The sequence below is a fragment of the Pseudomonas sp. RL_15y_Pfl2_60 genome, from assembly GCF_963970595.1.
Taxonomy (GTDB): Bacteria; Pseudomonadota; Gammaproteobacteria; order Pseudomonadales; family Pseudomonadaceae; genus Aquipseudomonas.
On sequence record NZ_CAXAOE010000006.1, the window covers coordinates 12,579 to 27,050 of the forward strand.

A 14,472-nucleotide genomic window follows, 5' to 3' on the forward strand; every position below is an offset into this window, starting at 1 on the left:
ACCGTTCGCTAAAGTCCACACCTGATGATCGCAGCAAGATACCCTGCTGCCTTCTGACCACGCTGAAGAGTTACTCATGAGTGCGCCACAATTCGATCCAGCCAGCTACGACGCTCAACTGGAAGAAAAAAAGCAACGTCTGGTCAACCTGCTCGCGCCGTTCAACGCGCCTGCGCCAGATGTTTTCGATTCGCCGCGCGAAAATTACCGTTTGCGCGCCGAGTTCCGTTTGTGGCGTGAAGGCAATGAACGCTTTTATGCAATGTTTGCCGCAGGCGACAAGCGCACCCCAATCCTGATTGATGACTTTCCGATTGCCAGCCAGCGCATCAATGATTTGATGCCGCGTGTAAAAGCGGCTTGGCAAGCCAGCGAGGCGCTGAACTTCAAGCTGTTCCAGGCGGAGTTCCTGACAACCTTGGCCGGTGATGCGCTGATCACCCTGTGTTATCACCGCCCGCTTGATGAGCACTGGCAAAACGCGGCTCAACAGCTTGCCAACGAGCTGGGCGTCAGCCTGATCGGACGCTCCCGTGGCCAGCGCCTGGTAATTGGCCGCGATCATGTGGTTGAAGAGTTAGAGGTAAACGGGCGCGGCTTCAGTTATCGCCAGCCTGAAGGTGCCTTCACCCAACCCAACGGCACGGTCAACCAGAAGATGCTCAACTGGGCCTTCGATGCCTTGGGCGAACGCCAGGACGACTTGCTTGAGCTGTATTGCGGCAACGGCAATTTCACCCTGCCGTTGGCCACCCGCGTGCGCAAGGTGCTGGCCACTGAGATCAGCAAGTCGTCAGTCAACGCCGCCCTGGCCAATCTTGCCGACAACCAAGTCGATAACGTCAGCCTGGTGCGTTTGTCTGCTGAAGAGCTCACCGAAGCGCTCAATGAGGTGCGTCCGTTCCGCCGTCTGGCTGGCATCGACCTCAAAAGCTACGACTTTGGCACCGTGTTTGTTGACCCGCCGCGCGCCGGCATGGACCCGGACACCTGCGAACTGTGCCGACGCTTCGAGCGCATCTTGTATATTTCCTGCAACCCGCAGACGCTGGCCGACAACATCGAACAGCTTAGCGACACACACCGCATTGAGCGCTGCGCGGTATTCGACCAATTCCCCTACACCCATCATATGGAATCGGGTGTGTTGCTGGTGCGCAAGTAAGCACATTGCTCAACTCGCCACTACACAGCCCATCAAAGGGCTGTGTAGCACCTAGCCTCGATTGAGGCTGCGCAAGGCATAGAAACTCAGCCCACCGGCCACCACTTCCGCTAGCAGGGCGTAGAGATTGAAGGTTTGCCCAGCGCCACCATCGAGCCACAAGCCGCCCAATCTGGCGACGGCCAGAGCGCTGTAAAGCAGCACCATCAAGGTCAAAGCACTGCGGGTCAGGTCGATGCGGGTCAGCGCCAGCCCCAGGAAAGCCGCCAAGCCGATTTGCAGGCCGCCGTAATAGGCGCGCACGTCGGTCACAGCCGCAGCCTCCATCAGCAACATGCCGGAAACATTGGCCATGGGTTGTGGGTTCACAAAGTAAGCCAGGCCCAAGCCAAACAAAATAATGATTTGGATCGTCAAAACAACTCTTGCCACTAACATCACTTACTCCTTCTAAGCCATTTATAGCTGCCAGCTTAGGCGCCATCAGAGTCCAAGCCCAGCAATACTCATAATTGACTCTGACTGACGACTGGACTGGCGTCTGGCTTATACTGAGCAACACTGATTAACAGCAATATCACAGGGAATCGAGTAATGCGCTGGAGCAAAGGACGACGCAGTGACAACGTGGTGGATGCCCGCGGCAGCGGTGGTGCAGGCAGACGGTTCGGTGGCGGCCGAGGCTTGAGCCTGGGTGGGATCGCCGTAATCGTAGTGGTCGGGCTGCTAATGGGCCAGGACCCGCTGCAGATCCTTGGCAACATAGCAGGCCAAGCCACGCAAACCAGTGCGCCAGCCCCTCAGCAACAGCCCAACAACCCGGCTGCCAATGACCAGCAGTCTGAGTTCGTACGTTCGATTCTGGGCGACACCGAAGACACTTGGCGCGAGATTTTCAGCAACGCCAATCGCCAATACCAGGACCCGAAGCTGGTGTTATTCAGTGGTGGGGTTAACTCAGCCTGCGGCTTTGCCGACGCGGCGGTAGGCCCGTTCTATTGCCCGGGCGATCGTCAGGTCTACCTCGACTTGTCGTTCTTCCAAGAGCTTGAACAACGCTTCGGCGCGGCCGGTGACTTCGCCCAGGCTTACGTCATTGCCCATGAGATCGGCCACCATGTGCAAACCTTGCTCGGCGTATCGGCAAAAGTGGATGCCGCCCGCAGGGCTGGTCAACGCATGGAAGGCAACAATGGCTTGCTGGTCCGCCAGGAACTGCAGGCAGACTGCCTCGCTGGAGTTTGGGCCAACAGCGCGCAACGTCGCCTGAACTGGCTGGAGCCTGGTGACCTTGAGGAAGCCTTGAATGCGGCCAATGCCATTGGTGATGATCGCCTGCAGAAACAAACACGCGGCCAGGTGATGCCTGACTCCTTCACCCACGGCACCTCGGCGCAGCGCACCCGTTGGTTCAAGGCCGGATTTGAAAGCGGCAAGCTGGGCAGCTGTGACACCTTTGGCGCTGCGAGCCTGTAACCCGAACCTGCATCGAGACATAAAAAAGCCCCTTTACAGGGGCTTTTTAGTTACTGCATCCACGGCGGTGGCGGCTCTTCCCCGGACGGGGCATCATCCGCGTCGAGCAGTGCCTGGCGTCGCGCTTCCTCAGCCAATGCGGCCTTGATTTCACGCATCACCGCCTCAACGTCTGCGGCATCTTCCGGGTCATCAAACTCTCCGGTCAATACCGACTCGGGCGTTAGTTTGCCCTCCTCGTATAAGGCCCACATTTCCTTGGCGTACTTGGTGTATTTGAGCTCAGGGGCAAACTGCCCGAAATAGGCAGCCATGTTGCCCACGTCGCGCTCAAGCATCTTGAACGCATGGTTATTGCCCGCAGCATCGACCGCTTGCGGCAAGTCGATAATCACCGGTCCTTCTGGGCCGAGCAATACGTTGAACTCGGACAAGTCGCCGTGCACCAGGCCGGCGCAGAGCATCTTGACGATTTCCTCGATCATAAATGCATGGAATTCGCGGGCATCATCCGGATGCAGGTCAACATCATTGAGGCGAGGCGCAACATCACCCTCGCCATCATCGACCAACTCCATCAATAGCACGCCTTCGAGGAAATCATAGGGCTTGGGCACGCGTACGCCTGCACTGGCCAGCCTGAACAAAGCGCCTACCTCAGCATTTTGCCAGGCATCTTCCTGACCTTTACGACCGTACTTGGAGCCCTTGGCCATTGCCCGCGCGTCGCGGCTGTTACGCACCTTGCGACCTTCCTGGTATTCCGCAGCCTGGCGGAACCCACGCTTATTTGCCTCCTTATAGACCTTTGCACACCGCAATTCCTGACCACAGCGCACCACATAAACTGCAGCCTCTTTACCACTCATTAGCGGGCGTATCACCTCGTCGATCAGACCATCTTCGACTAAGGGTTCAAGACGTTTTGGAGTCTTCATCAGCTTTAATCACGGGTCCTTTGTGGCTCACTTCACCTGTTCTGCTCGTTATACGGCAATCTTTCGACAGCGCCCAGTCTATACGACCATTACCTTGCTTGAGCCTGTTAATTCGCCAACAAATGTCGGCGTAGTGCCTCAACCGCATAACGCACCTTGGCTGGCTGTACATCGCGCCTCGGCGTCACTATATAAATCCCCACCGGAGGCATTTGCCAACCGGGTAACACTGCTCGTAACTGACCTGTCGCCAGTTCATCACGAATCTCATGCTCGGGCTGCAGCGATATGCCCATCCCTGCCAGCGTAAAGTTACGCACCGCAAGCAGATTGTTGCAACCCACCCGACCTTCAATACGAATTTTCTCAACCTGAGAGTCTGGTCCTTGTAGGCTGAGGGTTTCATGCATCTGCATCGTACTGAGCATTACCCAATCGGCGGTTACCAGGTCTTGTGGGCTGTTTATCGGTGGGCGGTTCAATAAATAACTCGGTGCCGCGCAAAATACGAAGACGGCATCGCCAATGTGCCGCGCAACCAGGCTGGAGTCTTGCTGAGGGCCTACGCGGATAGCCAGATCGATACGCTTATCAACCAGATCGATACGCTCGTCCTGAAAGAACAGCTGCACACTCAAGCCCTTGTGCGCTTGCAGTAACGGCGCCAGTGCGTCACTCAAGTGGCGCCCTGAAAAGCCCACCGGCACCGCGATTCGCAACTCACCGACCGCCGCATCCCGCATCTCGGCCAACCGCTGCTCAGCCTCCTGCGCCAGCGCCATGACCTGTGCGCTGCTTTGGTAAAAGGCCGCGCCTGCTTCGGTCAGGGTGAGCTTGCGCGTGGTGCGATGCAGCAGACTGACTTGGGTGCTTTGTTCCAGCTTGCGGATCTGCTGGCTAACCGCAGATGCGGTCATTCCGAGCACCTCAGCGGCAGCAACCATCGAGCCACGCTCAACCACAGTGGCAAAGATTGCCATGCGCTTTAACTGCTCCATTATTAAGCCCTGCTTATTAGTCAAAGCGTTTATAGCCTATTTATCCGACCTTTACCCGTATGAAATTATCTATCCACTGAATCACATTGGAAATGCAGCAGATGAAAATCGCCCTGATTGGCGCCACAGGATTTGTCGGTGCAGGCGTTCTGTCCGAAGCATTGAGCCGTGGCCACGAGGTGACCGGCATTGTCCGTTCACCTGAAAAGTTACCGAACAACCCTTTGCTCACGGCGCGCAAAGGCGATGCATACGATGCCAACGATATCGCTCAAGCCGTTGCCGGCCACGATGCTGTGGTGCACGCCTTCAACCCCGGCTGGGGCGAGGCAAATATCCGCCAGTTGTTTATTCAAGGCAGCCAGGCGATCTACGCCGGAACCAAGCAAGCTGGGGTCAAACGTTTGTTGGTGGTTGGCGGCGCAGGCAGTTTGTATGTCGCCCCTGGCGTGCAGTTGATCGACACTCCAGAGTTTCCAGCGGCCTACAAGGAAGGGGCTGAAGGGGCACGCCAGGTGCTGCACCTGTTGCAAGACAAAGTTGATCTCGACTGGAGCTTTATCTCACCGCCAGCCCTTTTGGAGCCGGGCGAGCGCAGCGGTAAGTTTCGTATTGGCACCGACCAACTACTGATGAGCGGGCAAACGCCTGCCAACATCAGTGTCGCAGACTTGGCGGTGGCCATTATTGATGAACTGGAAGCACCCGCGCATATCCATCAACGTTTTACCGTCGGCTATTGAGCCTTCCACAAACCTGCAAAAGGCATTACCCATGACCTTAACTTCATCAGCATTCGTCAGCACCGACAGCCCGGCGCGTTATATCAGCCGGCTATGCAAACATTTCGCCCATAAAATCCCGGTCAGCTTTGACGAGCAACAGGGGCGCATCGAGTTTGAGTTTGGCCTGGCATTACTCCAAGCCAGCGAAACCGGCCTGCAACTGAGCGTACAGGCCGGAACAGAAGAGCAATTGGAACGACTCAAAGGCGTGGTAGCCAGCCACTTTGAGCGGTTTGCCTGGAAGGAAGCCCTGACGCTCGACTGGAGTCAGTAACCGGCTTACTCCTCGCTCGGCAAGCTCAACTCTATCGCTTCGCCCATCGAGTCATTAAGGCGCTCAAGCTCGAAATTGAGGGCATCTGCGTCTTCCTCCAGGGACAAAGCGATCGCGGCAAAAGCATCTGCAGCCTCAATGAACGCCAGCACCACCGATGGGTCGAATAAGGTTCCGCTGGCAGCATTGATTCGTGCCATGGCCGCGGCGTGACTGAGCGGCTGGCGATACGCATGATGGCTGGTCAGTTGCTCGTAACAACCCGCTACGGCCATCAATCGCGCCGAAAGCGGGATTTGCTCGCCACGCAAACCTTGCGGATAACCAGTACCGTCCCAGTTTTCATGTTGGCTGTAGACAATATCCTTGGCCTCGCTCAAAAAGCTGTTCGCGCCTTCGAGTTTTTGCTCAGCGGCGTCCAGCGCCACATAGCCAGCCTTGGCATGACTGCGCATCAGCTCCAGGTCACGGCCTTCAAGCTCCGTCGGGCTCAGCAGGATACGGTCCGGCAACACCAGCTTGCCAATACCGTGCAGCAAGGCTGAGCGCCCTAGCTGGGCAATTCGCTCCTCGCTGAGTTCAGCACTCAAGCCTGGCTGCTGGCGCGCCAATGCCGTCGCCAAGGTGACAATATAGGCTTTTATGCGCGCCAGATGCTGGCTACAGGGATTGTCACGCATGGCCGCCAACCCGGCCATGGCCTCAATCGCGACCTCCTGGTGCTTTTCGATGTCACGGGTGCGCCGACGCACCTCCAGCTCCAGGTACTCGCTTTTGTCACGCAGAAAATCTGCGCCGGCCTTGAGCTGCAGGTGTGATTTGACCCGTGCCATCACAATCGGCGGGCTAATCGGCTTGGTGATGTAGTCAACGGCGCCCAGGTCGAAACCAAGCTGCTCATCGGCAATCTCGCTCTTGGCCGTCAGGAAGATGACTGGAATATTCTCGGTCCGGGGGTTTTGCTTTAACGCACGGCAGACTTCATAGCCGTCCATACCGGGCATCATCACATCAAGCAAAATCAAGTCCGGTGGCGTGTCACTCGCCGCGATTCGCAAGGCATTGATACCAGTGCTGGCCACTTTCACCCGGTAACTGTCGAGCAGTAACTCACTCATCAGCTCAAGGTTGTCAGGAACATCATCAACAACAAGCACCAGCGGCTGATCTGAATAATTGAAGCTGTCGTCCATCATCCTATCTCCTGAATACTTCATATCTAGTCGCTGCATCGCTTGCGGATTATGTGTAGCGCACCAGAGAAGTCATAAGCTCGCATGGCACTGGCTAGCCCGTCGTAATCAGCTTTGAAGAAGATGCACAGTTGCTGTGCATGTGCATCAAAAAGCTTCCCGGCGCGCGGATCATCATCAATCAGTAATCGTTCAAGCTTGACGCACAGATCACGCATCGCGGCCTCGTCGACTGCAGACTCACTGGCCGAATCAAACACTGGAAACTGTCTGCGGATCGCGCTCACTAACTCCTGCAGATTGTTTTGCACGCGTTGCAGCACCTCCTCCAAATCCTGGTGCTGTGCATCCTTGATTGCAGACTCCAACGCCATCGTTTGCACTTGCAAGTCATTGGCGCCCAAATTACCGGCCAGGCCTTTTAGTGTGTGTGCCAATCGCTCGGCCACTTGCAATTCACCGGCCTGGATTGCCGCTCGGATTTGCTCTGCAGCATCGCTTTGACTGCTGGCAAATTTAGTCAGCAAGCGTTGGTACAAGCCGATCTTTCCCAGCACGCGGCGCAAACCGCTGTTGCCATCAATTCCGGGAAGCTGCCAACTCGCAACCACTGCCTGAGCCACATTCGACACTTTGTCGATACCGGCGGTGACGGGCGCCTGCGATGCCGAGGGCTGGACCAGCATCCAACGCGTTAGAGTCGCCCAAAGCTCGCGAGGTTCGATAGGTTTACCAATATAGTCATTCATTCCAGCACGAATGCAGCGCTCACGATCCTCGGGGAGCGCGTTGGCGGTCATGGCGATCACCGGGAGCGTAGCGAAGCGAGGCTCTTTGCGAAGCGCAAAGGTGGCTGAAATCCCGTCAAGCACGGGCATCTGCATGTCCATCAAGACGACTGAATAGTAGCCATCGGGATTGGCTCGCAGCTTGGTCAAGGCAACCTCGCCATGTTCAGCCTCATCAATCTGCAAGCCACTGCCTTCAGCCAGACCAATCACCACTTCGCGATTGAGTTCATTATCTTCAACCAACAATACCCGATGGCCGCTAAAGTCAGGCAGCTCCTCGCCACGCTGCGCACGCACCTCAAGATCGACCACATCGGCATCAAAGCTGCGCAGCACCGCATCACGCAGCAGGCCGGGATTGACGGGTTTAAACAGCACATCATCAATACCAACTGAATTGGCGCTGACCAACAATTCTTCACGACCATAGGCGGTGACCATCAAGATTTGCGGCGGGCTTGATAGGTCGAGTGCGCGCAGGCGGCGAGTGGTTTCAATGCCGTCCATCACCGGCATTTGCCAGTCGATCAGCACCAAATCATAAGGCTGGCCCTGGTCAATAGCCTGGGGGATTTGGCTAAGCGCCTGGGCGCCTGACTCAACAACATCAACCACCATGCCCATATTGCTGAGCAAGCCATCAAGTACCTGGCGCGCAGTGCTGTTGTCGTCCACCACCAAGACTCGACGACCTTGCAGTTGAACAGGAGACTCTAGCGGCGCATCTTGGGCAAGCCCGATACCAAAGGGTACCGAGCACCAGAACAAACTCCCCTTGCCCTGCTGGCTCTCGACACCAACCTGCCCGCCCATGGCCTCAACCAGCTTTTTGCAGATAGCCAAGCCAAGCCCGGTGCCACCGTATTTGCGGGTGGTCGAGGTATCTGCCTGCTGGAATGACTGAAACAACCGGCTAATTTGTTCCTTGCTCATGCCTATGCCGGTGTCGCGTACCGCAAAGTAAATATGCGTTTCCTTGGCGCTACTGTGCTGCACGCTTATTCGCAGTTCGACTTCGCCGGATTCAGTGAACTTAACCGCGTTATTGCAGAAGTTAATCAACACCTGGCCCAAGCGCAGTGGGTCTCCAATTAAAAACTGCGGCACTGCCGGATCAAGGTTGAAGACCAACTCAAGGTTCTTTTCATTGGCCTTGTCGGCGATCAGGTTGGCGACATTTTCCAGCACCTGGCGCAGGTCGAAATCGATATGTTCGACATTCAGCTTGCCAGCCTCAATCTTCGAGAAATCCAGGATGTCGTTGATAATGCCCAGCAAGTGTTGCCCGGACTGCTGGATCTTATTCAGGTAATCACGCTGCCGTGGAGAAGGGTCGGCGCGCAACCCAAGGTGTGACATGCCGATGATGGCATTCATCGGGGTACGGATCTCGTGGCTCATGTTGGCCAAGAAGTCTGACTTGAGCCGCGCGGTATCTTCAGCCATCTCCTTGGCAGCCAAGAGCGCTTCCTCTGCCTGTTTGCGCGAGGTGATGTCACGGCTCACGCCAACCAACCCGAGCAATGCGCCCTGATCATCTTGGAATGTGGTGCGCAAGGTATCAAAGACCGCGCGACGCCCATCCGGATAGCGCGCCCAGCCTTCGGTTTCAAATGCGCCCTGGCGGGTCAGGGCAACTTTATCGTGGCCCGCACGGGCATTTGCCCATTCGGCGCCGAGCAACTCAAGATCGCTCTTGCCGATAGCCTCTTCGGGCGTAATGCCGAACAATTCGGCGCAAGCTTGGTTAATCCCGCCGTAATGACCTTTTTCGTCCTTGAACCAGATCGGATCAGGAATCGCATTGATCAAGGCGATCAGCGTGCGGCGCTGGAGCTGCGCCTCTGCCTCTGCCCGCTCGCGCTCGGCAATTTGCACGCTGAGCCGTCGGTTCCACACCAAGACAAAGCCCATCAACAGCATCAGACCGAGCAGATAGGGCCAACCGACCGTCAACAACCGCTGCCAGTTGAACTCAGTCAGTGCTGGCAACCAGTGGCCTTTAATAGTTGCAGTGTCTTCATCGGTGACCGTCAGCAGCGCCTTATCCAGAACCCGCTGCAGCTGTGGCGCGCTCTTGCGCACGGCAAACCTCAGCTCGCTACTGCTCAAACCTGACTCAGCCCGAACCTCGATATTGGTCAGGTTCAGCTCTCGAATCAGGTAGGTCGCAACGATCATATCGCCGACATAAGCGTCGACACGTCCGGATGACAACGCCTGCAATGCCTCGGAGGTATTGTCGACCCGCATCAACCGGATACCTGGAACACTTTCCTTGAGCCGCGACTCAATCAAGTAGCCTCGTTCAACCGCAACTTCGTGCCCCTGCAAATCAGACAGGGTTTGCAGCGTCTCTTCCGCGCGGGTAAACACCAGGCTGCTGCTGACAACATAAGGCTGGGTAAACAGCATAAAGGTATCGCGCTCGGGCGAGCTAACCACTGAAGGCAGCACATCGACCTCATCGGTGCGCAAGGCGACCAAGGCGGCGTCCCAGTTATCAAACTGCACCACCTCGACGCGCATCCCCAGCCGACGACTGATCAGCTGTAAGTACTCACCACTGAGCCCGGTATGCACACCTTGCTTGTCGATCACATCAAAGGGTGCCCAGCCATCACGCTCGACACCAACACGAATAACAGGGTGAGCCTTGACCCACGCCTGATCGTCATCACTGAGCGGCACTTGCGCGGCCTGCACCGAAACACACAGCAACCAGCACAGCAGCAACCCACCAAAACGCACCATTGTTCGAATCCTTTGCCCAAGCCGTCCTTGAATTAACTAGTTGCAGCTTAGACTCTGCGAGCGAAAACACCTGCTGCTGACAAATAAATGCAGCTATAAAAAAACGGCGCCATAAAGGCGCCGTTTTTAGTCAGAGTCGGTGCGCAGCGCACCCACCTCACTTCTCTAGAATAGCCGTCACACCTTGTCCGCCAGCGGCGCAGATAGAAATCAAACCGCGGGCTTCGGTTTGCTCGGCCGCCGCCAGCAATTTGGCAAGGTTAGCCACGATGCGTCCACCGGTCGCCGCGAATGGATGACCCGCAGCCAACGAACTGCCTTTGACATTCATCTTGCTGCGATCAATCGAACCCAGGGGCTTATCCAAGCCCAGCCGCGTCTTGCAGTACTCAGGATCTTCCCAAGCCTTGAGCGTGCATAACACTTGCGCGGCAAATGCTTCATGGATCTCGTAAAAGTCGAAGTCTTGCAAACTCAGGTTGTTACGCGCCAGCAACCGGGGCACGGCGTAGACAGGCGCCATAAGCAAGCCTTCAGCACCATCGACAAAGTCCACCGCTGCGGCTTCACCATCGCGCCAATAAGCCAGAATGGGTAGACCACGCGCCTTTGCCCACTCTTCGCTGGCGAGCAGCACCAGGGAAGCGCCATCGGTCAACGGTGTTGAATTTGCTGCGGTCAGGGTACCGCGCGAGCTGCGCTCAAAGACGGGCTTGAGCGTTGCGAGCTTTTCGAGGCTGATATCCGGACGGAGGTTGTTATCGCGGGTCAGGCTGCGAAATGGCGTCAGCAAATCATCTTGCCAACCCTCAGCGTAAGCCGCTGCCATTTTCTGATGGCTGGCGACGGCCAGCTGATCTTGCTCATCACGCGGAATCATCCATGTTTGCGCCATCAGTTCGCAATGCTCGCCCATCGACAAGCCAGTACGTGGCTCGCCATTGCGCGGCAGGGATGGCGCCAAATGGCGGGGGCGGATTTTCAGCAGGGTCTTGATCTTGTCACCGGTGGATTTGCTGCGATTGGCTTCAAGCAGAATCTTGCGCAAGCCTTCGTTAACCCCAATGGGCGCATCCGAGGTCGTATCGACACCGCCGGCGACGCCGCACTCAATCTGGCCCATGGCGATCTTGTTGGCGACCAGCAACGCGGCTTCAAGCCCCGTGCCACAGGCCTGCTGGATATCGTAAGCAGGCGTTTGCGGGGACAGCAAAGAGCCCAGCACGCACTCACGCGTCAGGTTGAAATCCCGCGAATGCTTGAGTACTGCGCCAGCAACCACTTCACCCAGACGTTCGCCATGCAAGTTAAAGCGCTCGACCAGACCGCCCAGCGCACTGGTGAGCATTTCCTGATTACTGGCTGTGGCGTACGCCGTATTGGAGCGCGCGAACGGGGTACGATTGCCGCCAATAATGGCAACGCGACGCAGTTGGGTCATGGGTGACTCCTTGCGAAAGTAAAGTTTGAGTGTCGCATAGGCTAGCCTGTAATCGCAGTTTCGCATTGACCTGCGCGCCAGCCCAATAAAGATTCAAGTCAATTGCTGCATACTGTTGTCACAGTAGAGTGAATAACTTCTGATGGCTAAAGGAAAAAACTGTATCGCACTGCCTTTGCAAGCCGCTTTCAGAAGACCCTTAGCTCACTTTTTTGTTCAGCGTGCAGGAGCCTTTCATGTCTGACCGTTATCTCTCTTTTGCCAACTCAGCCACTGGCCGCCGCGTAGTCAGCGCCTTGGGCTTGCCCGCGCCGCTACGACTGGAACGCTGGACAGCCGGACGCACCCGTCCAGTCGATGGCGCCATACTGCTTAGCAACGGCCCGATGAGCAAAGTCATCAGTGGTTTTGCCAACAAGCTCAGCGATCAAATCTTTGCCAACGAAGAAGGCACCTTCGATTTGCCACGCTGGACCGCAGAACACTCGCCAAAGCTCAAGGCGCTGGTGTTTGATGCCAGCGAACTAACCAGTTTCGCGCAGCTCGGCGCACTGCGCGAGTTCTTTCAACCTGCCTTCAAGGGGCTGGGCAGCTGCCCCCATGTGGTGGTGATCGGCCGTCCACCGCAAAGTATCAAAGATCCTGTCGCGGCCAGCGTGCAGCGCTCGCTTGAAGGCTTCACCCGCTCACTGGGCAAAGAGATACGTCGTGGCGGCACCGTACAACTGCTCTATGTCGGCAAAGGTGGAGAAGCCCAGCTGGAGGGCGCACTGCGCTTTTTCCTGTCGCCAAAAAGCGCTTACGTTTCGGGTCAGATGTTGCATCTGGGCGCCTGTAGCGCCGAGGTCAAGGACTGGACACGTCCACTGGCGGGCAAAACTGCACTGGTCACAGGCGCCTCGCGTGGCATTGGCGCAGCAATTGCCGAAACCCTGGCCCGGGATGGTGCTGAGGTTGTCTTGCTGGATGTTCCAGCCATGCAGAATGACCTGGAAGCCTTGGCGGCACGCTTGGGCGGGCGCAGCATTGCACTGGATATTTGTGCCGAGAACGCTGCACAGATGCTGCTTGAAGCATTGCCTGAAGGTCTCGACATCCTGGTGCACAACGCTGGAATTACCCGCGACAAGACGCTGGCGAAGATGAGCGATGGTTTCTGGAACTCGGTCATTAACGTTAACGTCAGCGCCCCCTTGGTTCTCACCCAAGCGCTACTTGATGCGAATAAGCTGCATGAAAATGCGCGGCTGGTACTTATTTCTTCGATTAGCGGTATCGCCGGCAACATGGGGCAAACCAACTACGCCACCAGTAAAGCCGGAGTCATTGGTGTGACCCAGTCAATGGCCCCGGCCTTGGCCAAGCAAAACATCAGCATCAATGCAGTGGCGCCCGGTTTTATCGAAACGCAAATGACCGCGGCCATACCGCTAACCTTGCGTGAAGCGGGCCGGCGCATGAATTCGATGGGCCAGGGAGGTTTGCCACAGGATGTCGCAGAAGCCGTTGCCTGGTTTGCCCAACCCTCCTCCGGCGCAGTGACCGGCCAGGTCATGCGCGTTTGCGGACAAAGCCTGCTGGGCGCCTAAGCGTTAGAAATCACCAAGCGCTTCACCTTGCTTCAGGTGAAGCGCTGCTCAGCTGCGTCCCTGATTACGAAACTCGACCGGGGTCACGCCAACCCAGCGCTTGAACGCTCGATAAAACGTACTGGGTTCGGAGAAGCCTGTGAGTTCGACAATGACCTCGATACGCTCATCGGTATTGAGCAGCAGGTCCTTGGCCAGCCGACAGCGGTAATCACTGACCAAGTCATTAAAGCGCACGCCTGCAGTGGTCAAACGCTCGCGCAAGCGCCGGGTTGGCATGCCCAGGCGCAGCGAGACTTGCTCAAGGGTTGCACGGTTTTCGATCACCAGTTCGGCAATCAACTCGCGTACGTTATTGACCAAGTCAATGCGCTCGATTTCACTCAACTTACGCTGCGCCAATAAATCATGCATCTGTAGCAGTTCAGGCTGCGCTAGCGCCGATGACCTGTCCAGGATTGTGCTGTCAAACACCAATGCATAACGCTCACTCCCCAGGTGTGCAGGGCAGCCATACACCGCTCGATACTGCTCGGCCGATGCACCTTGCTCATGAGTGAAATGCACCTCGTAAACGACAAACTCATCCTCAGTCAGGGCGTTGAACAAACGAATGACGGCCCCGGCCAGCATCTCCGTAAAGTGACGCGACACGCCGCTGCACGCTGCCAAGGTCAAGACCGCACGGTCGCCATCGACATCAAGACGCGCACTCAAGGTATCGGAAAGCAGGCGTATGTAACGCAAGGCATGGCGCAGCCCTGCGCCGAAGGTTTCGCTCGAAAAGAACAAGTATTCCAGCAACAGGCCTTGGTAAATGGGCAGGTGCTCGACGAGAAACAAACCCGCGTGTTCATCGCCCGTCTCATCAATCACCGCCTGCCAAAACAAGGCTTGAAGCCCGTGAGGAAAACGCTTGGGCGGCAACTCCCCTGCCTGCAAACCAATGCGTGCCAAGACCTTGGCGGGATCAGTCCCATTGGCTTGTAACGCGGCGATTACCGGCCCCATCAACGCAATATCATCCGTAAGATCGCGCATGCTTATGACTTCTTATGACTAAGTAAT

12 protein-coding genes are annotated in these 14,472 nt (G+C 56.6%); 5 read left to right on the forward strand and 7 right to left on the reverse strand.

Annotation, left to right across the window (positions count from 1 at the left end):
* Window positions 1-76 precede the first annotated feature (76 nt).
* Entirely contained in the window at window positions 77-1,165 is a 1,089-nt protein-coding gene (gene trmA / locus AACY26_RS16530) for a tRNA (uridine(54)-C5)-methyltransferase TrmA (protein WP_339515703.1), read from the forward strand.
* A 51-nt stretch (window positions 1,166-1,216) separates the two neighbouring features.
* Here the strand turns inward: trmA and AACY26_RS16535 are convergent, their stop codons facing one another.
* Entirely contained in the window at window positions 1,217-1,603 is a 387-nt protein-coding gene (locus tag AACY26_RS16535) for a DUF4345 domain-containing protein (protein ID WP_339515704.1), read from the reverse strand.
* Between the two features lie 156 nt (window positions 1,604-1,759).
* Between AACY26_RS16535 and ypfJ the strand changes: the two genes are divergently transcribed.
* The gene (gene ypfJ, locus AACY26_RS16540; RefSeq protein WP_339515705.1) at window positions 1,760-2,641 is read left to right on the forward strand and encodes a KPN_02809 family neutral zinc metallopeptidase; all 882 of its coding nucleotides are present in this window, start codon (window positions 1,760-1,762) and stop codon (window positions 2,639-2,641) included.
* Window positions 2,642-2,691: 50 nt separating this feature from the next.
* Here ypfJ and AACY26_RS16545 read toward each other — a convergent pair whose 3' ends face one another.
* Together AACY26_RS16545 and AACY26_RS16550 are read right to left on the reverse strand one after the other, a co-directional pair.
* A complete protein-coding gene (locus AACY26_RS16545; protein ID WP_339515706.1) occupies window positions 2,692-3,579 on the reverse strand; it encodes a PA4780 family RIO1-like protein kinase in 888 nt (295 codons plus the stop codon).
* A 107-nt stretch (window positions 3,580-3,686) separates the two neighbouring features.
* Window positions 3,687-4,577 carry a LysR family transcriptional regulator gene (locus AACY26_RS16550; protein ID WP_339515707.1) on the reverse strand — a complete coding sequence of 297 codons (891 nt, stop codon included), beginning with the start codon at window positions 4,575-4,577 and terminating at the stop codon, window positions 3,687-3,689.
* 101 nt (window positions 4,578-4,678) lie between these two features.
* On the opposite strand from AACY26_RS16550, the gene AACY26_RS16555 reads away from it, so the two are divergent.
* A complete protein-coding gene (locus AACY26_RS16555; protein WP_339515708.1) occupies window positions 4,679-5,320 on the forward strand; it encodes an NAD(P)-dependent oxidoreductase in 642 nt (213 codons plus the stop codon).
* A 31-nt stretch (window positions 5,321-5,351) separates the two neighbouring features.
* Window positions 5,352-5,636, forward strand: coding sequence for a DUF2218 domain-containing protein (locus tag AACY26_RS16560; RefSeq protein WP_339515709.1), 285 nt, complete (start codon window positions 5,352-5,354; stop codon window positions 5,634-5,636).
* 5 nt (window positions 5,637-5,641) lie between these two features.
* Here the strand turns inward: AACY26_RS16560 and AACY26_RS16565 are convergent, their stop codons facing one another.
* The 3 genes from AACY26_RS16565 to AACY26_RS16575 all read right to left on the reverse strand — a co-directional run bounded on the left by AACY26_RS16565 (window position 5,642) and on the right by AACY26_RS16575 (window position 11,815).
* Window positions 5,642-6,829 (reverse strand): response regulator, encoded by a 1,188-nt coding sequence (locus AACY26_RS16565; RefSeq protein WP_339515710.1) that lies wholly within the window; start codon window positions 6,827-6,829, stop codon window positions 5,642-5,644.
* Window positions 6,830-6,855: 26 nt separating this feature from the next.
* The gene (locus AACY26_RS16570; protein WP_339515711.1) at window positions 6,856-10,374 is read right to left on the reverse strand and encodes a response regulator; all 3,519 of its coding nucleotides are present in this window, start codon (window positions 10,372-10,374) and stop codon (window positions 6,856-6,858) included.
* Between the two features lie 157 nt (window positions 10,375-10,531).
* Window positions 10,532-11,815: an acetyl-CoA C-acetyltransferase gene (locus AACY26_RS16575; RefSeq protein WP_339515712.1), complete on the reverse strand. Its 1,284-nt coding sequence runs from the start codon at window positions 11,813-11,815 to the stop codon at window positions 10,532-10,534.
* 236 nt (window positions 11,816-12,051) lie between these two features.
* On the opposite strand from AACY26_RS16575, the gene AACY26_RS16580 reads away from it, so the two are divergent.
* Window positions 12,052-13,404 (forward strand): 3-oxoacyl-ACP reductase, encoded by a 1,353-nt coding sequence (locus AACY26_RS16580; RefSeq protein WP_339515713.1) that lies wholly within the window; start codon window positions 12,052-12,054, stop codon window positions 13,402-13,404.
* Between the two features lie 48 nt (window positions 13,405-13,452).
* Here the strand turns inward: AACY26_RS16580 and AACY26_RS16585 are convergent, their stop codons facing one another.
* A complete protein-coding gene (locus tag AACY26_RS16585; protein WP_339515714.1) occupies window positions 13,453-14,445 on the reverse strand; it encodes an AraC family transcriptional regulator in 993 nt (330 codons plus the stop codon).
* Window positions 14,446-14,472 lie beyond the last annotated feature (27 nt).

Bases quoted from the DNA above. Each gene is read 5' to 3' on its own strand.
- AACY26_RS16585 (WP_339515714.1), bottom strand. From the start codon at position 14,445: ATGCGCGATCTTACGGATGATATTGCGTTGATGGGGCCGGTAATCGCC.
- AACY26_RS16560 (WP_339515709.1), top strand. From the start codon at position 5,352: ATGACCTTAACTTCATCAGCATTCGTCAGCACCGACAGCCCGGCGCGT.
- trmA (WP_339515703.1), top strand. From the start codon at position 77: ATGAGTGCGCCACAATTCGATCCAGCCAGCTACGACGCTCAACTGGAA.
- ypfJ (WP_339515705.1), top strand. From the start codon at position 1,760: ATGCGCTGGAGCAAAGGACGACGCAGTGACAACGTGGTGGATGCCCGC.
- AACY26_RS16580 (WP_339515713.1), top strand. From the start codon at position 12,052: ATGTCTGACCGTTATCTCTCTTTTGCCAACTCAGCCACTGGCCGCCGC.
- AACY26_RS16535 (WP_339515704.1), bottom strand. From the start codon at position 1,603: ATGTTAGTGGCAAGAGTTGTTTTGACGATCCAAATCATTATTTTGTTT.
- AACY26_RS16575 (WP_339515712.1), bottom strand. From the start codon at position 11,815: ATGACCCAACTGCGTCGCGTTGCCATTATTGGCGGCAATCGTACCCCG.
- AACY26_RS16550 (WP_339515707.1), bottom strand. From the start codon at position 4,577: ATGGAGCAGTTAAAGCGCATGGCAATCTTTGCCACTGTGGTTGAGCGT.
- AACY26_RS16570 (WP_339515711.1), bottom strand. From the start codon at position 10,374: ATGGTGCGTTTTGGTGGGTTGCTGCTGTGCTGGTTGCTGTGTGTTTCG.
- AACY26_RS16545 (WP_339515706.1), bottom strand. From the start codon at position 3,579: ATGAAGACTCCAAAACGTCTTGAACCCTTAGTCGAAGATGGTCTGATC.
- AACY26_RS16555 (WP_339515708.1), top strand. From the start codon at position 4,679: ATGAAAATCGCCCTGATTGGCGCCACAGGATTTGTCGGTGCAGGCGTT.
- AACY26_RS16565 (WP_339515710.1), bottom strand. From the start codon at position 6,829: ATGGACGACAGCTTCAATTATTCAGATCAGCCGCTGGTGCTTGTTGTT.